Origin of the sequence: Mesorhizobium mediterraneum, from assembly GCF_002284565.1 — a bacterium.
In the GTDB taxonomy this organism is placed as follows: domain Bacteria; phylum Pseudomonadota; class Alphaproteobacteria; order Rhizobiales; family Rhizobiaceae; genus Mesorhizobium; species Mesorhizobium mediterraneum.
Genome location: NZ_NPKI01000015.1, coordinates 395,833 through 414,523, shown reverse-complemented (window position 1 = coordinate 414,523; position 18,691 = coordinate 395,833). Strand labels below are relative to the sequence as shown.

At 63.5% G+C, this 18,691-nt stretch carries 16 protein-coding genes and 1 tRNA gene; 7 read left to right on the top strand and 10 right to left on the bottom strand.

Going from position 1 to position 18,691, the window contains the following annotated elements; translation table 11 throughout:
- Positions 1–322: 322 nt before the first annotated feature.
- The 7 genes from CIT25_RS11430 to CIT25_RS11390 form a co-directional block, all read right to left on the bottom strand.
- Positions 323–1,381, bottom strand: a complete 1,059-nt coding sequence (locus CIT25_RS11430; protein WP_095484621.1) for a PD-(D/E)XK motif protein — start codon at positions 1,379–1,381, stop codon at positions 323–325.
- A complete protein-coding gene (locus CIT25_RS11425) occupies positions 1,378–4,227 on the bottom strand; it encodes a Z1 domain-containing protein (protein WP_095484620.1) in 2,850 nt (949 codons plus the stop codon). The genes CIT25_RS11430 and CIT25_RS11425 overlap by 4 nt, the downstream gene beginning before the upstream one ends.
- 1 nt (position 4,228) lies before the next feature.
- Positions 4,229–6,034, bottom strand: coding sequence for a DUF262 domain-containing protein (locus tag CIT25_RS11420; protein ID WP_095484619.1), 1,806 nt, complete (start codon positions 6,032–6,034; stop codon positions 4,229–4,231).
- A 39-nt stretch (positions 6,035–6,073) separates the two neighbouring features.
- Positions 6,074–7,405 carry a DNA cytosine methyltransferase gene (gene dcm, locus CIT25_RS11415; RefSeq protein ID WP_095484618.1) on the bottom strand — a complete coding sequence of 444 codons (1,332 nt, stop codon included), beginning with the start codon at positions 7,403–7,405 and terminating at the stop codon, positions 6,074–6,076.
- Positions 7,406–7,647: 242 nt separating this feature from the next.
- Positions 7,648–8,061, bottom strand: a complete 414-nt coding sequence (locus CIT25_RS11405) for a very short patch repair endonuclease (protein WP_245329823.1) — start codon at positions 8,059–8,061, stop codon at positions 7,648–7,650.
- Positions 8,062–8,450: 389 nt separating this feature from the next.
- Positions 8,451–8,527 (bottom strand) — tRNA-Arg (locus CIT25_RS11395).
- A gap of 388 nt (positions 8,528–8,915) precedes the next feature.
- A complete protein-coding gene (locus CIT25_RS11390) occupies positions 8,916–9,800 on the bottom strand; it encodes a D-alanyl-D-alanine carboxypeptidase family protein (protein ID WP_095484615.1) in 885 nt (294 codons plus the stop codon).
- Positions 9,801–10,039: 239 nt separating this feature from the next.
- Here CIT25_RS11390 and CIT25_RS11385 point away from each other — a divergent pair, with 239 nt between their 5' ends.
- From CIT25_RS11385 to CIT25_RS11365, 4 genes are all read left to right on the top strand, one after another.
- The gene (locus CIT25_RS11385; protein WP_095484614.1) at positions 10,040–11,869 is read left to right on the top strand and encodes a chemotaxis protein; all 1,830 of its coding nucleotides are present in this window, start codon (positions 10,040–10,042) and stop codon (positions 11,867–11,869) included.
- Positions 11,870–12,151: 282 nt separating this feature from the next.
- Positions 12,152–13,261, top strand: a complete 1,110-nt coding sequence (locus tag CIT25_RS11380) for a hypothetical protein (RefSeq protein WP_095484613.1) — start codon at positions 12,152–12,154, stop codon at positions 13,259–13,261.
- A gap of 318 nt (positions 13,262–13,579) precedes the next feature.
- Complete coding sequence (locus tag CIT25_RS11370; RefSeq protein ID WP_095484612.1) at positions 13,580–14,200, top strand: nucleoside triphosphate hydrolase; 621 nt, start codon at positions 13,580–13,582, stop codon at positions 14,198–14,200.
- Positions 14,201–14,286: 86 nt separating this feature from the next.
- Positions 14,287–14,637: a hypothetical protein gene (locus CIT25_RS11365; protein WP_095484611.1), complete on the top strand. Its 351-nt coding sequence runs from the start codon at positions 14,287–14,289 to the stop codon at positions 14,635–14,637.
- A gap of 46 nt (positions 14,638–14,683) precedes the next feature.
- Here CIT25_RS11365 and CIT25_RS11360 read toward each other — a convergent pair whose 3' ends face one another.
- From CIT25_RS11360 to CIT25_RS11350, 3 genes are all read right to left on the bottom strand, one after another.
- The gene (locus CIT25_RS11360) at positions 14,684–15,388 is read right to left on the bottom strand and encodes a glutathione S-transferase family protein (protein ID WP_095484610.1); all 705 of its coding nucleotides are present in this window, start codon (positions 15,386–15,388) and stop codon (positions 14,684–14,686) included.
- 137 nt (positions 15,389–15,525) lie between these two features.
- Positions 15,526–16,734 carry a beta-ketoacyl-[acyl-carrier-protein] synthase family protein gene (locus CIT25_RS11355; RefSeq protein ID WP_095484609.1) on the bottom strand — a complete coding sequence of 403 codons (1,209 nt, stop codon included), beginning with the start codon at positions 16,732–16,734 and terminating at the stop codon, positions 15,526–15,528.
- 4 nt (positions 16,735–16,738) lie between these two features.
- A complete protein-coding gene (locus CIT25_RS11350; protein ID WP_095484608.1) occupies positions 16,739–16,993 on the bottom strand; it encodes an acyl carrier protein in 255 nt (84 codons plus the stop codon).
- Positions 16,994–17,250: 257 nt separating this feature from the next.
- Between CIT25_RS11350 and CIT25_RS11345 the strand changes: the two genes are divergently transcribed.
- Genes CIT25_RS11345 through CIT25_RS11335 form a run of 3 tightly spaced genes read left to right on the top strand, consistent with a single transcriptional unit; the run spans position 17,251 to position 18,664 of the window.
- A complete protein-coding gene (locus CIT25_RS11345) occupies positions 17,251–18,036 on the top strand; it encodes an urease accessory protein UreD (RefSeq protein ID WP_095485086.1) in 786 nt (261 codons plus the stop codon).
- A 43-nt stretch (positions 18,037–18,079) separates the two neighbouring features.
- Positions 18,080–18,382: an urease subunit gamma gene (locus CIT25_RS11340; RefSeq protein WP_095484607.1), complete on the top strand. Its 303-nt coding sequence runs from the start codon at positions 18,080–18,082 to the stop codon at positions 18,380–18,382.
- A 24-nt stretch (positions 18,383–18,406) separates the two neighbouring features.
- A complete protein-coding gene (locus CIT25_RS11335; protein ID WP_095484606.1) occupies positions 18,407–18,664 on the top strand; it encodes a DUF1272 domain-containing protein in 258 nt (85 codons plus the stop codon).
- The last annotated feature ends 27 nt before the right edge of the window (positions 18,665–18,691 follow it).

The window sequence follows — 18,691 nt, the reverse complement described above, 5'->3', positions numbered from 1 at the left end:
CAAGGGCTGAGTGGAAGGGTGCCATGTGCGGGCGGGAACTGGATTCGACGTCCGGCTTATGGGATGCGGTTAAAATGGGGGATCGGCAGCAAGTTGGCGCGCCGTCTCAGGTAAAGACGATAAATACATCTACGCTATAGCCCTCTAAAACGAGACCGGAAGGTCTGCCAGAACTCGCTGAAACAACAGCAGGAATCCGGTCTAGGCATGTTGGTTTGCCATCATGCCGCGGTTTGTCCGGTCGAGGCTCGCTCGACCATATGGCGATGGAGTCGGTCCCGCCACCACTCGACGACACTCAGGTGGGCAATTGGGATCCTGATCAGGAAAGATCCATCGACTCTAGTTCGGCCTCCCAACTTGGCGCCGGGTTGAAGGCCGAGACGTGCTCGGGGATATGCATAGTAAACGAGAGGCCCTGCGCCTGGACGAACGTCTCCGCCAGCATATCGCGGCCGAGCAGGCGCATGGCCGGATCATCCACGCGATACAGGCGCGGCAGGAACGTGTGGGCATATCGCGTGCCGTAGACGCTCCATTCCTGCATCGTCGCGTGCACGTAGCCGCCCCCTGACTGGCCGCCATAAAGCGACACGCGATGCAGGAACTCGTCCGCGACGTCGGGACCAGCCGTCCCTTTCGTCAACAATGTTGCGATGCTGCTCACCATCGATGGTAGCGTCTCACCCATCGCGCTTGAGGCGGCCAAGCCAATGCTCATCAGATGCAACTGTTCCATCGACCCAGAGGGAAGCAGCCTCGGCTCAAGTTGATGCAGGCCGCTGAACTCGTGGATCGAAGCGCTCGCCTGCGTCGTCTTCACCTCAATCGAATGCTCGCCGATCCGGAAGTCGCGGCCACCATCCTGCCAGCCCTGCCAGCAATCGAGCGTGCGCATCATTAGCGCCGGACGATCGCCGCGCGCGAGAACTAGTTGACGCAAGACGGCCAACTCGCCGACCAGGCCGATGATCACACTCTCTGACAGTGCGCCGCGCCGGATCGCCATCTCAATGATCGGCTCGACGTCGGTGAATGCCGACTGCGGGCCTTGCGGTCCGGCGATGCCGGCGCGCAAAAGCTCGATCGCGATTAGCACTGCGATCGACCCGAAGTGCGGCGCCGCAGGCAGCACGATCCGGCTCGCAGGGAAGGGCTCCCCTCCCTCCTCGGGGCGCCATTGGCTATGCTGAACATGCCGACGTACCAACGACGACGCGGCGTGCAACTCGGGCCCACGGATGAAGACCTCATAATCGCCCGACGCCGTGCGCCCAACCGCGAGGGACGTCGCCACCCAACGCATTCGGCGGGCTTGGCCCGCTGGAACGCCGAGTTCTTCTAGGTCGGCGCGCAGAGCCTCGAAATGGAGGTCGCTCATGCGCGCAGCGCCGCGATATGGTCGGGGCCGCCATGCGGGAGCCCCAAGCCGATGGCGAGCAGGTCCGTTGAAAGTTCGGGTGCGCTCACGACGTGAAGAAGCGCGAGTCCTGGGTGCCCGCGCGGCCGCCAACTGGCGCCGCCCTGAATACTCGGCACCGGCGCGGTTTTATGGAAGTAGTAATCGATGAGTTCATCCCCGAAGTAGCTGCCACCATAGCCGCGCGTACCCCATAGCGTCTGCAGCGCTCGACCATTGGCCACGCGATCGCGGGTCACCGCCTTGATGCCTTTCGCCGCAAGCCGCGAGTCTCGCGCATTGCTCTGACCGTGCCGGAAGGCAAGGTAGAACTCTGGCGTGCTCGTGCGCAGCGTATCTGCGTAATTCCAGGGCACCTCAGGCCGGTCGGTCGGATAGAAACCCGGTGCCGAGTGGTCTCCCGTGAGATACGACCAGAGCCTGAGGTAGGCCGCGATCGAGTAGGGACACGACTGCGGCTCAGCGCCATAGTTCTGAGGGTTGCGCATCGGCGGCGTGAACAGCGGATCGTCTATGCCCAGAAGCCGCGCATAATGCTCCCAACGCTGGCTCAGTTCATTGCCGAGGTCGGGGTCGTGGTGCGAGTAGCGCAGCTTGTCGAGCGTTCCGGCCAGCATCCGCAGGCTGACCGGTTCCGTTCGGATCACCCCACGCTCAAGGCCATTGTCATCCCTGAGCGGCACCCACTGGCCATCGCCGAGCAGGTCGACTGCAATATCGATATTGTGCCGGGCAAGGTCGCCATCCTCGACCTCGACCAGCCGGATCGACGGACGCGGCCCCGGGGAGAGCGGGACCTTGCGCGCCTCGACCTTGCTCGTCGCCACGAACGTCGCGCCCTGCAGTACCAGCGCCGGGCCGTTCGTATCTTCACCGGCGTCCATCGACGACATGACCTCCGTCTTTAGCGCATTGTCGTTGATGTGATAGCGTCGGAACAACTGCAGTTGATCCTCGTAGGTGAAGACCCGGCAGAACGGCAGGAAGCCGCCGCGATAGCCAAACCAGCGCTGCATCTGCATCTGGGTATCTGCCGCTGGCTCCGCCGCGCCGCGCAGGAACAGGCTCGTGGTCAGGCCTTCTAGCGTTAGCCCGCGCGATAGCACGTTGCCGGCAATGAAGATCGACAGGCTGTCGGCCGGAACATGGAAGCCTGCCTCGTCCTCGGCGATCTCGAAGCGTGGCCGATCATCCGATGCTGGGTCGCTGTTGAGCACGCGCAGGCGCACGTTCGGGAAGACTCGCTCGATCAGCGCCGTCCGCACCTTTGGCCACTCCGCCGCGGAGATCGACGCATAGGGCACCTGCGGTAGGGTGGCGAGCGCGATCCGCGACGCCTCAAACCGGCTGAGCCAGGCCGACCACTCCGCCTCCTCATGCGACAGCCGGCGCTCAAGACCATCTGCCGAGACCTCCAGCCGCTCCTCAGCCCCCTCGTGGAGTTCGACCTCGGCCTCGCGGCCCGGCATCGCCATAGCCCAGCGAACGACGTCGACAGCGGTGCTGAAATGGTCCTCCTTCCGCGCCGAAGGGTGGATCAGCATGGTATGCGGTCCTCGCGCCGCGGTCAGTGCCTCCTCAGCGGAGGTGAAGGCCCGCGCATGATTGAAGGCGTGCTCCCACCCAGGCGCAAGGCTGCGGACCGCGGCGCCTACGAGATAGCAGCGCAAGGCATCGGACAACATCGTCCAGCGCAGGGCGTCGCGCCTTCCGGCAAGCTCGGTCTCGGTCTCGCCGAACCTGAGATCAGGGAACAACGCCGTGTGGCAGAGGGCGCCGTCACCGGCCTTGCGCAGCCGCTCATAAAAGATCTCGCCACCGCAATAATATGAGCGGACCCCCGCAGGCTCGACATATGTGAGCGATCGCGGCATCACCGCGCCGGTCGCGCCTGGCGTGCGCAGCGCTGCGTTGAAGTCCCTGGGGCTCAGCGGGTTGTGCGTTGCCTGGAGGAAGTTCGCCTGCGGCGTCGCCGTATAGGCGACGTATGTGGCCAGCATGTTGACGTGCCGCGTCGTCGCCTCGTCGGTGTCGCCACTCCACAAGGCCGTGATCAGCCTAGGCGTGATCTTCTGCGATCGATCGCTGTCTAGGACGCTCGCATCATCCGCCTCGTCGTCGAGGAGGAGGATGGAGTAGGGGTGGCCGCAGGCATCCAGGTAATCGTCGCTAATCATATCAGCGAGGAAGCGCCGGAGCGTGAGCAGGTGATCATCCTCCTTTGGGATGACGCAGATGATTGGCCGCCCAGCCCTCAAGGCCTGTCGTGCGAGCGGCCGCTGCAAGTAGCGCGCCGGGTCCGCCCGCTGTTTGTGAAGAATGTCGGCAGGCTGGGGCAGGATCAGCCGCTCGGCACGCCGGCGATAGGCACTGTCGGCAGTCGACCCGTCCAGTTGAGCAAGCAGCCGCTCGTACGTCTGGAGCCAGAGGCTGACGCGCGTGCCGGCAAGGAGGATCAGGAGGTCGACCCCGACGTCGAGCGCCATCGCAGCAACGCCGAGCATGCTCGCCGTCTTACCCGACTGGACCGAGCCAACAACCATGCCGGTGCGCACCCGAGATTCTGGCCATGCCGCTTTATCGAGCCTGTCCTTCGCACGAGGAAGCGCCTTCCCGATGATGTAGCGCGCATCTGCCTCGAGCACTGAGAGCGCCGTCGGCGACAGGTGGCCCTCGACGCTCGCGCGATAGCGCGACCACCACGCCTCTCCGCCGATGGCCGAGCCGCCCCTTGGATCGGGCGCGTCGTTGGTCGCGCCGACCGGGACGATCGCAGCCGGGCCGAGACTGGGATCACCTACCGCCATCTCAGATCATCGGAATCTTGCGGATCTCGAGCAGTGCATCGATCGCGCTGTCGCCGTAGCGATCCCTCACTGTCGCGTCTGCGTCGGCCATGCTGACGCCGAGCGTCTCGAGGATGCTCGTCGATGCGTTGGCGATATGCGCCCACTGCGTTTTGTTCTGCGTGCTCTGCGGCCCGACCATCTTCGAGGTAAGATCGCGAACCTCGTCGATTCCCTGCTCGAGCTTGGGCTCTTGGCGGGTGATAACGAGGATCAGGCAGGCAAGCAGGCTGGCAACGACGGGCAGTTCCTCCCAACGCGACGCCATCTCGCTCTTGCCCTTCCGGCGGAACTTCGGATGCCAGGCGTCGGACGAGAGTTGATGCAACTCCAGCGCGGCGATCAGGTCATTGGCAAGGTTCTCAAGGGCTCCCTTGGACCGGAACTGCGCCAAGCGCTTGTCGTCAATCGAGCGCAGGAACTCATCGATGTGGCTCGCGGTCGACGGCGTCCGGTATGCACTATCCGGTCCCTGGGCAGGCTTGAGGATCAGCGTCGCCACTGTCCAGAGCAGGACCTTGGTCCGACGAAAGCGCGTGATGCCAAAGCCAAGAGCCTTGATGTTCTCATGGGCCGTCGTGGGATCGATGCCGGCCTCGATAAGCTCAGGCGCGATCTCGGGCTCTGGCCGGTCGCCGCTGACGAAGAGCATGAGCCGCGAGATCATCAGGTGATTAAAAACCGCGTTGCGGATCTCCTCCGCGTTCAGCTTCATGCCCTGCTGATTGTAGAGGCGGAACACCTTATGGATGTCGCGGACGAGGGTGTCTCGGTAGATCAGCACCGGGATGAAGTAGTCTCCCGCCGCTCGCTCAAACAGGTTGCCGACCGAGACGGACTCGCCGGCGATCCTGACTTTTTGATCCCTGATGTCGCAGTAATAATTGCCACCCAGCGGCGCGAGCGGATCGTCCGCCGGATATTTCTTGGTCTTGAAGGGGAAGTAATTCTCGCGGACCTCGGTCGCGCGCAGATTGTTGCGACGCGCGAACAGCCCGAAGTTTGTCGAGAAGAGTTGGGGCTCCTTCATCCGCTTGGCATTCTCCATGCCCTCTGGATGCTTCCCCATGAATCGCAGTATGGCAGTCAGGCGCTGCTTACCGTCGACGATCTGGAAGCTGGAGCTATTCGAGACGCGCGCGAGAATAATCGAGGGTAGCGGGATGCCGCGCAGAATCGACTCGATCAGCATCTGCGAGTCCGCGTTCGACCACACAAAGTCGCGCTGATAGCTCGGGTTGAGGTCAAGCTCCCCAAGCTCAGCGATGCCGGCAAGTTCGTTGATGCGCCACTTGTCGACCTTGGCGTTGATCGACAGCGGCTCGGTCGGAGGCGCCTCGTTCCAAGCATCGATCCAAGCCTCGGTGGCGGCGGCGACCGACAACTCCTCGTCGAGCATCTGGAGAAAGTTGGCGCGGTTGCTAACCGCTCGACTTAGCCGCTCCCCAAGCGTTTGCGCGCCCATCTCGGTCAGCAGGACGTGCCCGTCCTCCATTTGGAAGCTGGCCTCGGCCTTTCCCAGTGAGAGCTCATCGAACAGCTTGATTGCGACGGACTTAGGAGAATCCTGCTGCTCAAAGGTGGCGTCGAGGTTCAGCCAGGTCGCGACCTCGACGATGCGCGCGAGCCAAGCGCTGGACGCGAAATCGATCTCATTGGCATCGAAGGCGTTCGAACCCTTCCGGCCGCCGGTCAGCTTGGGCATCGCGCTCGGCTGCGACAGCTCAGACAGGAGCGTCGCAACCTGGTCAAAGTCTAGATCTTCCAACGCCCCGTTCCCCTCCAAACCTGGTCTTTGTCCCTGCGCTCAGGCGGCAGCCTCTAGCGGGGTCGGCGGGCGGCCGAGCGGCAGCCTTAGGCTGCCAACCTTCTGCTCCCTATCGCTGAGCAGCGCGCCTGCGACCGCCGCGATCACATCCACATTGACCGCATTTCCGAGCGCCTTGAAGGCCGCAGTCTGCGTCTCAGGCAAATGCGCAAGCTTGTCCATGCTTTGCAGCCGGGCGCACTCGCGCATCGTCATGTAACGCCGCTCCCATGGAATGACAGGGACCTGGCTGGTCGTCAATGCCACCAACGATGGCGCGGCCGTCGGGCGCTTCGCCCTAATGCCTGACGCCCTGAACTGGATGATGCACTGGTTGAGGTCGCGCGGGCCCCCCTTCCAGTTCCACTCAAGCTTCTGGAAGCTTGGCGCGAAGGATCGGATCGACGGGAGCCACGGATCGATCACCGCCTTATGCCGCTGATAGAAGCGGCGGTTCTGCTCGATGAATTGAATCTTCCATTCTGGGAAGGTCGGGTTCACGTCACGCGCGTACGGCGGGATCGCCTCTAAGACCTCAGCGTCGGTCATGCCGCGCAGCGGTTTCCCGAATGCGCCTCTGAAGGAGCGGATCTCCGAGAGACCATGGCCGATAGGGGTCCCTGTCCGAGCCGGGTAGGTAGCGCCAAACTCCATTGCCCAGATCGGGAATGACGGCAACTCCGCGTCCGCGGGCAGCGCATCCAGCAGCCGCTGCCACGCCTGAAGGTAGGCGACGAACGCCGGCGGAAGAGACTTCGCGTCGTCTGGCCGGTCATCTAGGATTGATCGAATGTCGACCTCCTCGGCCGAATGCGTCGCCGCGGGCCACTCGAAGCTGCCGAGGCTATCGCGCGCGCCGACGATGATCGCGCGCTCGCGCAACTGCGGCACGCCGAACATATGCGGTGACATTAAGGAGGAGTCGATGTCATAGCCCACGTCGCGGAGGCGTTGGCGGACGCGCTGCCACGTTTTCCCGCCGTTGTGACGCATGATGTTAGGCACGTTCTCGATAATCAGGAACCGAGGCTCATGCCGCTGAAGGATCTTGATCATGTAGTCGAACAAGTCGCCCCATTGCGGACAGTCAAAACCGAGTTGGTCTCCGGCCTTGGAGAAAGGCTGGCAGGGAAAGCCCGCACACAGGATTTCGTGCGCCGGGACTAACTCGTACGCCTCACGAATATCCCCATGGGGTTTGATCCCAAAATTCCGTTCGTAAAGGGTCGCCAGGTCATGATTGAGCTCGGACGCGAACACGCACTCATGTCCGAGCCTCTCGAGCGCTTGGTGGAATCCGCCCAGGCCGGCGAAGAGGTCGATGAACCTCATTACCGCCTCTCCAGAGGAAAGGTGAGTTGCTTGGATGCGTGCTGTTCGAGCAGATTCCGAACTGCAAGTCGCACGAGGTACTGCAGATTGACCGGCGGACTCACAGACCGGCCGAGCTCTTGAAGAGCTTCGTAGTCGGCTCGATCTACCGAAACTGTAAATCGCTTCTGTTGCGTCAGCCCTGCCATATCAGCCTTCCCCACACCAGGATGCACCAAAATTCATCAAAATGCACGAAGAATTCAGGTCTTGAGGAATTTCGCTATCCGTTCTGGCAGACTTGGGCTGCTGACCTCGCATTCCCAAATCGTGAGGGCACGGTAGCCGAGTTCTTCTAGGCGCTGTTGCGCCTCCTGATCCCTCTTTACGTTCCGCTTGAGCTTGGGGGCCCAGTACTCGGCGCGCTTCTGAGGCGCCTTGCCCGTAAGCTTGCATCCATGCTGATGCCAGAAGCACCCGTGCACGAAGATGACCTTCTTGCGCCCCATGAAGACGAGATCCGGTGATCCTGGCAGGTCTCGACGGTTAAGCCGATAGCCGATGCCCAGCGCTCGCACGGTCTGGCGGACAAGCAACTCCGGGCGCGTCGCCTTGCCCCGAATGCGCGCCATGCGTCGCCTTACGATCACGGGAACATCGGGAAACAGCACGTTCATGCGACGAATGCCTACCTTACGATTCGGACATACGAGAAGCCATTGATACCACCCCGCCTAACGACGCTGTACTCATCGATACGGGCTTCCCATACAATCTGGGTTGGCGCAACCGCGACCTCCGATGTCGCCGCCCGCGATGTCTGCTTTCGGGCAGCGGCAAAGCTGAACTCTGTGGCCGACGTGAGGCGCATAACGGTCGCCCAACGACGAATATGCGAGCTCTGCCTTGGGTCCAAATACGTCATTCGACCATAAGCGATTCGGACTTTTTCACCGCCGATCGCCGCCGTTGCTAGGCTTTTTTCGCCTTCTGGCTATTTCCCGCTCTTCGCACGGGCGTAGTCCCGGCGGCAATTTTCGGTGTTGGCGTGGTGGAATGGCAGAACTGGCGCACCCGACAGGATTCGAACCTGTGACCTCTGCCTTCGGAGGGCAGCGCTCTATCCAGCTGAGCTACGGGTGCCTTCAGGATCGATAATCCGGAAAACGAACCAGCCGGTGATCCGGCCAGCCACGGCTTCTTAGCGGAAGCAGGCGCGGGCTTCAACGGGCAAGTGGCCGGCGGCAGGGCTGCGAACTCGGAATAACGCACTTTTCGGATTGCTCATGCCACGGAGGCCCACGATCTGGAGCCTGCCATGACCCTCGAAGGTGCGAGAAGCAAGCCCGCAGGCCGGCAAACCTGCGGTTTTGTCGGACCTATGAAGAATGGCGCCGAAGGCTAAAATGAAAAACCCGCCTCGGCGGGCGGGTCGTTGGCGCAAGTCAGCACTATGAATAAATTCCTAGCATAACTGCCGTCACCAGTCAAGAAAGCACGAGCTCACCCCCATCACTGCCGAACGCCGCCCCTACTCCTCGGCGTACAGCAACCTTGTCGTCGTGTTCGATGCCGGCGACAGGTTGCGCTGGATCAGCGCCTCGACGTGGTCGTTGCGCTGGCGCGCGCTGTCGGCGCCCATCACCACGAGGATGAGCCGGCGGCCGTCGGCATCGTAGGAGGTGACGATGTTGAAGCCGGAGGCTCTGATATAGCCTGTCTTGATGCCGTTGACGCCGCGGACGCGGCCGAGCATGTCGTTGTGGCCGCGCACCAGCCTGCCCCGGAACATGAAGTCGCTTTCGGAGAAATAGTGGAAATGCTGCGGGAAGCGGGCGCGCAGCGCCATGCCGAGCACCGCCATGTCGCGCGCCGTCGTCTGCTGGACGCCGTCCGGCAGGCCAGACGCGTTACGGAAGACGGTGCTGCGCATGCCGATCTGGCGCGCTTTGGCCGTCATCATCGCGGCGAACGCGTCTTCGCTGCCGCCGAGATATTCGGCGACGGCGACCGCCACGTCATTGGCCGATTTGACGGTGATCGCCCGGATCGCCGTCTCGACATCGATCGCCTCGCCACGTCTGAAGCGCAGCTTGGTCGGCGGCTGCCTGGCGGCGTTGTCCGAGACCGGGATCAGCGTCGTCTTGGCTAGGCGGCCCTGGTCCAGCGCCTCGAACAGAAGGTAGAGCGTCATCATCTTGGCCAGCGACGCCGGATAGCGCGGCGCCGTCGAATTCACCTCGAACAGCGTCTTGCCGGTGCTGCCATCGATGACGATTGCCGCATATTTTTGCGGCGCCGCCGGCACCGCCAGCATGGTCTCGGGCGGCGTCGTCGTGCAGCCGGCGACGAGCGCCAGCAGCGCAAACGCCGCGACAAATCTTTGGATGAGCGGAAAGAGGCGCGGTTTGGACAAGATGGGTCTGTTCTGAAGGTAGACTGTTGCTGAAACGAGTGGGAAACTAGCCTAACCGAAAAGCGCCGTCCATTTGGTTAACACTGGTGTTGCCCAGGGTTATCCCCGGATAAACGCATTTTCGCGGCCACGCCGTCGACGACCACTGGACCGCGCAATCGCCTGTTTCCTGCCCTGATCTTCCCACGCGGTCGCGCTCCGGCTAGAAAGGGCGCGGCATTGGGTATTGGGGGGATTGCATGGCGGGCGGTATCGGCATGGGCGGCGCTGCGCCGTCGCTTATCAGGGCATCTCTTGGCCGCACCGGCAGATGGGCCACCGGCGTCGCCTTTGTCGGCGGCTTCATTTCCGACATCCTCACGCCGCTGGCGCCGTTCGCCGCCTATATCGCGCTGGTCGCCGCGATCGCCGCGGTGATCATCGCCATTGCCATTGTGCTGCGGCTGGTGCTGGCGGCCAAGGCGCTGCCGGCGCTGGTCTTCGCCAGCACCGCTGCGGCGGTCGCCGGTGGCGTCTTTGCCGTTCAAAAGCAAACAAATTCCCAGAACGGGCTGGTCGCCGGCCTGGTGCCGGCCGTGGCCGAGCTGCAGCGCTCGATGGGCATCGTCTCGGCCAAGGTGGCGAAGATCGAGCAGACCGTCACCGAAACGCAAAAAACGGTCGAGACGGTCAAGCAATCGACCGACAAGGTTTTGCAAAAGACCGACGAGATCGCCTCGACCCAGCAACAGCAGACCGAGCAGGGGGCTCAGACGCAAAAGACCGTCGAAGCGGTCAAGCAGACGACCGATACGCTGGCCGACACCGTGGCTGCCGGCCAACAACAGCAGCAGGCCCAGGCGCAAAAGCTGCAGGCGACGACCGAGCAGATCGCCGTCTCGATCGACACCATCGCCAAGGGCTTTGCCGCACTTGCCGCACAGGGCGGGGTGATCGCCGAGCCCAAGCGGCCGGACGAGTTTTATCACAATGCCCGCGTCTACGAATTGTCGGGCGACATGCTCAACGCCCGGCGCTCCTACCTCGCCTTCGCCGGCTTCGATGTCGACGCCATCGACCCCTACACGCGCTTCGCCACTCTGCTCCGGGTGCAGGACGGCAAGGCCGGCGCCCGCGAGGTGTTCGGCGCACTGGCCGACAAGGGCAAGGCGCTGTCGATCAAGCTTGTCCATGCCTTGCAGTTCGAAGATGCCCAGCGTCTCCAAAAGCTCAACGCCTTCGTCGCCGCCAATGCCGATTTCGCGCCGGCCTATTTCCTGCTGTCGCAGGAGTTTTCGGAAGATCGCCTCGGCTTCCAGGCGCTGTCCGACAAGCGCAGCGAGGCGACGGCGCTGACCAAGTTCCTGTCCTATGAGAAGGATGGCGGGCTGCTCAAATATTTCGTCGACCAGACCCAGCTTGCCGATTGGCTGGACCGCAGCCGCAGCCGGCTGGCAGCGCTTGGCGACGTGCTCGATGCCAAGCGCTTTGCCCCGACGCTGACGCCGATGCGCTCGAACCAGGGCTGGTCGATGACCATCTCCATTCCCGAACCGGCGACCGGCATTTCATGGCGCATGGGCGACAGCGGCCCGTTCACCGAGACCGGCTTCCTGGCGCTCAACGACCAGACCACCGGCAAGCCGATGCCCAATCCGAGCTTCGAATTGCCCGACAGCACCGCGGCCGGCAGTATCGCGATCAAATATCTCGAAGTCAGCGGCCGCGAGACCGGCCCGTTCGACATCCGCTTCGACCCCGAGACGGCACTTCAGCAAGGCAACAAGCAGATCCTCGACCAGTTCTGGACGTCGTGGATCGCCTTCGACGCCAGCGGCAACCGCGGCCTGGTCTATTTCAGCCAGATGCTGTCCTACCGTTGCGCCATCAAGGCGGTGCATTACGGCCTGAACGGTGCGGCGCTCGACAAAGAGATCAAGATGCCGCCCTGCGACCCCAAGGATCCCTACGCCATCCCCTCCGAGTACCAGCCCTATTTCAAGGTCGCCGACAGCGTGAAGTCGATGTCGGTCCAGGTCACCTACACCGACGGCACCCAGTCGCCGGTGCGGGAGTACAAGCGGCAGTAGGGCTGGCTGCTATCCCTTACAGCCGTTGGCGCCGCCCCTCACCCCTACCCTCTCCCCGTGAAGAACGGGGAGAGGGGACGCCGGCGTTGCGGTAGCCCCCTTCTCCCCGTCACTATACGGGGAGAAGGTGCCGGCAGGCGGATGAGGGGCAGCGCCGACAGTCGGCGATGATCGCTTCCACAGGATGGCTCCGGCCCAGTCTGACGTAAAATGCCGACCACCCAGCTTGCGCAACCGGCACCGAGCGGGTTTGCTGGCGCCGACAGAATCAGCAGGTGCGCCATGGATACGCTCACGATCAAGGCAAAGGGCATTTCAGTAACGGTCGATCTCACCGTCGGCCATCTCGCCGACATGACGGTCGATATCGACGGGCGGCGGCTAAAACCGCTGCATCGCGCGCCGTGGATTAACGAGCCGCGCGAGACGCTGCCGCAAGACCTGCCCGCCGGCACCGTTCGCCTGTCCGGCGATTTTCTCTGCGCGCCGTTTTCGCGAAGCGATGTCGAGGAAGCGCCGCTGCATGGCTGGCCGGCCAACAGCCCGTGGGACGTCGTCGGCAGCGAGGCGACTTCCCATGGCTGGCGCGCGGTCTTCAGGTTGCAGCACAAGGTCATGGGCGCGACGGTCGACAAGATCCTGACCCTGCGCGACGACCATCCCTTTCTCTATCAGGAGCATGTCTTTTCCGGCGGTTCGGGCGGCATTTCCGTCGCCCATCATCCGATGACGGTGATGAAGAACGGCGGCAAGCTGGCTTTATCGCCGAAGCGATTTGCGGCAACGCCGGACGACCCGCTCGAGCCCGATCCCGCCCGCGGCCGTTTTCTCTTTGCCTATCCGGCCCGCTCTACAGACCTGACGGATTTTCCCGCCGCCGCTGGCGGCACGCTCGACCTGACCGACTATCGCATGGACCAGAGCCGAGAGGATTTCGTCACGCTGGTCGAGGCCGACCATGGCGGGCCGGGCTGGACCGCGCTGGCGCGAAAGGCGGAAGCCGATCTCGTTCTGGTGCTGAAGAACCCGGCCGAGCTGCCGGTCACCATGCTGTGGGTCAGCAATGGCGGGCGCGACTACGCGCCGTGGAGCGGCCGCCATCGCGGCGTGCTCGGCATCGAGGACGGCCGCACGGCGCTCGGCCATGCCGCCTCGCTGGGCGACAACTGGCTGAAGCGGGAAGGAGTGGCGACCGCCTTTGCCCTGGCTGAAAGTCGCAGCGTCTCGTTCCGCCATGTCATCGGCGCCCTGCCCCAAGAAGCCGGCGGCGAGCCGCCGCGCGACATCACCACCGCGCAGGGGCACATGCGCCTCATGGCGGCCGACGGTTCGACGCGGGACGTCGCTTTCGACGGCGATTTCCTGCGGATTGGGCAACCCCTGCCTGCCTAATAGGACTGTGCGTAGGGCGATCGCTTATTGCGAGCGTTTGCGCTGCCCCTCACCTGCCTACCGGCATCCTCTCCCCGTATAGTGACGGGGAGAGGGGCGCTCTCGTCGACGGTTTCGCCAATCACCAGTGTTATAGGAAGGGCGCTAACGTTGCGGCCAGCTCTTTCTCCCCGTCACTATACGGGGAGAAATGCCCGGCAGGGCAATGAGGGGCGGCGCCAAGCTCGACAACTTGGTCGCCTAACACCAGTGCAGATTTGAAATTTCCGCGAACTATCGCCAAGATGCGATCGAAAACACTCAGCCAGAAAGGCTCCGATGTCCGAGATTGCTCATCTCGCCGCCACCATCTTCAAGCGCGCCGGCAAGGCGCAGCGTTTTGTCGTCGCCATCGCCGGTCCTCCCGGCGCCGGCAAGTCGACGCTGTCGACCCGCCTGCATGAACTGCTGCCGGAAGGCACGGCCGAAATCGTGCCCATGGACGGCTTCCATTACGACGACGTCGTGCTCGAGCGGCGCGGCCTGCGCGCGCGCAAGGGCGCTCCGGAAACCTTCGACTTTGCCGGCTTCGAAACCTTGCTGAAGCGCATCCGCGCGGCCGAGCCCGACATCGCCATTCCGGTGTTCGACCGCAGCATCGAACTGTCGCGTGCCGCCGCTTCGATCATCGCCGCCGATACCAAGTTCATCCTGGTCGAAGGCAATTATCTCTTGCTTGACGAGGAACCCTGGTCGCGGCTGGCGCCGCTGTTCGACTTCTCGATCTTCGTCGACGTACCGCGTGCCGAGCTCGAGCGCCGGCTGCTTGAGCGATGGCACGAGCATGGCCGCTCCGACGAGGACGCCCGCGCCTGGATCGCCTCCAACGACATGCCCAACATCGACCGCGTGCTTGCCCGCCGCCGCCCTGCCGATCTGGTGATTGGCGATCACGCTTGATGCGCAGCACGGCCCGCCGGAACCTTAGGACTTTCCGACCGTTATGTCAGATACGGCAATGATGCTGACATAAGGGAAACTGTCCGATGGCAACCAAGGCAAGAAAGCCTGCGCCCGGCAAGGGCAGGGCGACTCGATCAAAGGCAACTGAATCAAAGACAGGCGCCGGCCCGGCGGTCGCCGCCCGCTCCAAGGATGCAAAGCCTACTTTCGGCAAGGCGGCGCCGAGGAAAGTGATGCCGGGCGCTGCCAAGGCCACGGCAAAACACGCCAAGCCCAGGAAATCGGCAAATGGCGGCTTGGCAGACAGCGCGATGCGCACCGTGAAGGCGACGGCCAATGTTGCGGCCGGTGCGGTTGTCGCCGCGGCCCGGGGCGCTGCGTCCCTTGCCGCTTCCGTCATGGGCAAAGGCAGCCATGGGCAAGGGCGGCGCTAAAACCAAATAGGCCGAGCCGTCCTTTCTGCGCTACCGGCCGGTTCGGTCAGCCCCGAGCGGGGATGTTGAGGCCCTTTTGCACGGCCGGTCGGGCAAGGCCGCGTTCCAGCCATGCCGCGACATTGGAAAAGTCGTCGAAGCCGACAAGTTCCCGCGCTTCATAGAAGCCGATCAAATTGCGCACCCAGCCCAGCATAGAGATATCGGCGATTGTGTAATCGTCGTCCATGATCCAACTGCGGTCCTTCAGCCTCGTCTCGAGCACGCCGATCAGCCGCCGCGACTCGTCGCGATAGCGCTCCAGCGGGCGCTTATCGGCGATCTCGCGTCCGGCGAATTTGTGGAAGAAGCCGACTTGGCCGAACATCGGCCCGATCGAGGCCATTTGGAAGAACACCCACTGGATCGTTTCGTAACGCCGCACCGGGTCGGCCGGGATCAGCTTGCCGGTCTTGTCGGTGAGATAGAGCAGGATGGCGCCGGATTCGAAAAGCCCGATCGGCTTGCCGCCCGGGCCGTCCGGATCGATCATCGCCGGTATCTTGCCGTTGGGGTTCAGCGACAGGAATTCCGGCGTCCAGCTTTCGTCCTTGCCGATGTTCACCGCATGCGCCTCGTATGGCAGGCCGAGTTCCTCCAGCGCGATCGACACCTTCACCCCGTTCGGCGTCGGGAACGAATAGAGCTGGATGCGTTCGGGATGTTTGGCCGGCCAGCGCGCGGCGATCGGAAAGGCGGACAGGTCGGTCATCGAAAACTCCTGGGCGGGATTTTTGCGCGCACGCGGGAGGGCGGGTCGCAGAGAGTTAAGCGCGACGGGCGGCCCGATCAACATGACGGCTGAAAAGTTTCGCCGTGTCCGGCCAACCAGCCGTGAGCCGCCTGCGATCAGACCGCCTTGACCGCCAGCACCGCATTGGTGCCGCCGAAGGCGAAGCTGTTGCTCATCGCGACGCGAACCTTGCGCTCGCGCGCCACATTCGGCGTGATGTCGAGATCGCAATCGGCGTCGGCCTCGCGAAAATTGGCCGTCGGCGGCACGATGCCGTCGCGGATCGCCATGATGCAAGCGATCAGCTCCAGGGCGCCCGACGCGCCGAGGCAGTGGGCGTGCATCGATTTGGTCGAGGAGATCGAAAGCCTGTGGGCATGGTCGCCGAAGACGCGCTTGATCGCCGCCGTCTCGATCTGGTCGTTGGCCTTGGTGCCGGTGCCATGCGCATTGAGATAGTCGATGTCTTCCGGATTGAGCCCCGCCTCGACGAGGCAAAAGCGCATCGCCGCTTCCGGCCCTTCGATGGTCGGCGCAACGATGTCGGAGGCATCGCCGGACAGGCCGACCCCGGCAATTTCGGCGAGAATTGTGGCGCCGCGCGCCACCGCATGCTCATAGGTTTCCAGAACCGCCATGCCGGCGCCTTCGCCGAGCACCAGGCCCTGGCGATCGGCCGAAAATGGCCGGCACGTGTCGGGCGCCAGCACCCGCAGCGCCTCCCAGCCTTTCAGGATGCCCCAGACCAGCGGCGCATCGGTGCCGCCCGCGACCATGATATCGGCGCGGCCGAGCCTGATCTGGTCGACCGCCGAGGCAATGGCGTGGTTGGACGAGGAGCAGGCCGAGGTGATGCCGAAGACCGGTCCACGCAGGCCGAGATTCATGCTGACATGGCCGGCCGCAGCGCCCGGCATCACTTTCGGCACGGTGAAGATCCCGGTGCGATTCTTGCCTTCGAGCAGGATGGCGCGATAGCTCTCTTCGATCGCCTCCCAGCCGCAGACGCCGACGCCGACGATGGCGCCCATCCTGTAGGTATTGGCTGCGTGCGAGGTCAGCCCGGCTTGTTGCGCGGCCTCCCGCGCGGCGATCGTCGCCAAAAGGCTGAAGCGGTCCATCGAAACGACCTGCTTGCGGTCGATGCCGTGATCGGGAAGCGTCTTGATTTCGCAGCCGACCCTGATTTTCAGGTCGTGCAGCTCCGAATTGACGATCGGGCCGATGGCCGAACGGCCGGCGCGCATCTCGCCCCAGATCGCGGGCACATTGGTGCCGAGCCCGCAAATGCCGCCGATGCCGGTAATGACGACGCGCTTGTGCATTCAGTCAGGCTTTTTTCGCGATCAGCGCGCGAACCGCCTCGACCATGTCGCCGACGTTCTTCAGGTTGCTCCAGGCATCGACCGTGTTCATCTCGATCTCGATGCCATACTGTTCCTCGAGATCGAAGATGATCTCCGTCAGTTCCAGCGAATGGATGCCAAGTGAGGTCAATTCGGTAGTGGTGGTGATTTCTTCGCCACCGGGCTCGGCATGAGCCTTGATCTTCTCGATGATGTCCGTTGCCAGCTGGTCAGCCATTCGGTTCCTTCCCCAACCTTGTCGTTTCTCGACGCCAACTCATCAGCGCCCCTTTTGTCCCCGGATTCAAAATCGTCATCGTCGCCTCCCGCCAGGCGCCGCGTGACCGTACCAAGGTGGCTCCCTCTATAGAAACCGAAACGTTGTCAAGCAACAACCTATATATCGACAAAGGCGCCGGTGTGCTTAACGTTGGCGCCGTGGATACGATCGAACATGGCCTGACCTCGGTGCTGCCGGCCCAGCGCGTCGCCGGAATGGCGCAGCTTGGCTGCGACAGGAATGGCGACCGCACGCGTCTTCGGCGCCTCTATCAGGATGGGTCCGCCAAGATCCGCATGCCGGCCGTCTCGGCCGATCCGCTCGAGGCCGTCTTGATCAACACCGCCGGCGGGTTGACCGGCGGCGACCGCCTTGGCTGGGAGGTCGATGTCGGCGCCGGCGCCTCCGCCACCATAACGACCCAGGCCTGCGAGAAGATCTACCGTGCCGCATCCGATCGCGCCGAGGTGCGGGTGAAGCTGACGGTCGGCGCTGGCGGTCGTATCGCCTGGCTGCCGCAGGAAACCATCGTCTTCGATCGATCGGCCTTTGCCCGCAGGCTCGACCTGGAGCTTGCCGCCGGTGCCGAGGCGCTGGTGCTCGAGGCGACCGTCTTCGGCCGCCTCGCCATGGGCGAGCGCGCGGCGCACGGCAGCTTCCACGACCGCTGGCGCGTCAGTCAGGACGGAGCGCTTGTTCATGCCGAGGATTTCCGCATCGGGCCCGGCATTGCGGCCATTCTGGGCCGTTCCGCGGTGGCCGGCGGCGCCATAGCAATGGCGACGGTGCTGATGATCTCGCCGCGGGTGGAGGCTTTGCTCGATCCGGCCCGGGACATTATCGGCGGCCAGGGCGACGCCAGTGTCTGGAGCGTGAAGAAATCTGGCAAGCTTCTTGCGAGGCTGTTTGCCGAGGACGGCTACCAGCTCCGCAAGCGGCTGGTTCCGCTCGTCGAATTGCTCAACGGGCGGGCGGGTCTGCCCAAATTATGGTCACTCTGATTCCGATTACGCCACTCCTGATTAAGCCATCCTAGGGAAACGCATGAACCTGACGCCAAGGGAAAAGGACAAGCTGCTCATCGCCATGGCGGCGATCGTGGCGCGCAAGCGGCTCGAACGCGGCGTCAAGCTCAATCACCCGGAGGCGATCGCGCTGATCACCGACTTCGTCGTCGAGGGCGCCCGCGACGGCCGCCAGGTCGCCGAGCTGATGGAGGCCGGCGCCCATGTCGTCAGCCGCGCGCAGGTTATGGAGGGCATCGCCGAGATGATCCACGACGTCCAGGTCGAGGCGACGTTTCCCGACGGCACCAAGCTGGTCACCGTGCACGAGCCGATAAGGTGAGGCCGATAAGGTGAGGAGAGGAAAATGCTTGAGCTGCGACCCAACTGTGAATGCTGCGACAAGGACCTGCCGCCTGAGGCAATGGACGCGCTGATCTGCACCTTCGAATGCACCTTCTGCGCCGATTGCGTGGCAAATGTGCTGGCCGGCGCCTGCCCGAATTGCGGCGGCAATTTCTCCATGCGCCCGATTCGGCCGGCGGCGATGCTGATGAAATATCCCGCTTCGACAAAGCGCGTCTTCAAAGCCGAGGGCTGCGGTCCGGCCCGCGATGCCGCGTGACGGCACGATCCTGACAACGGAAGGCAT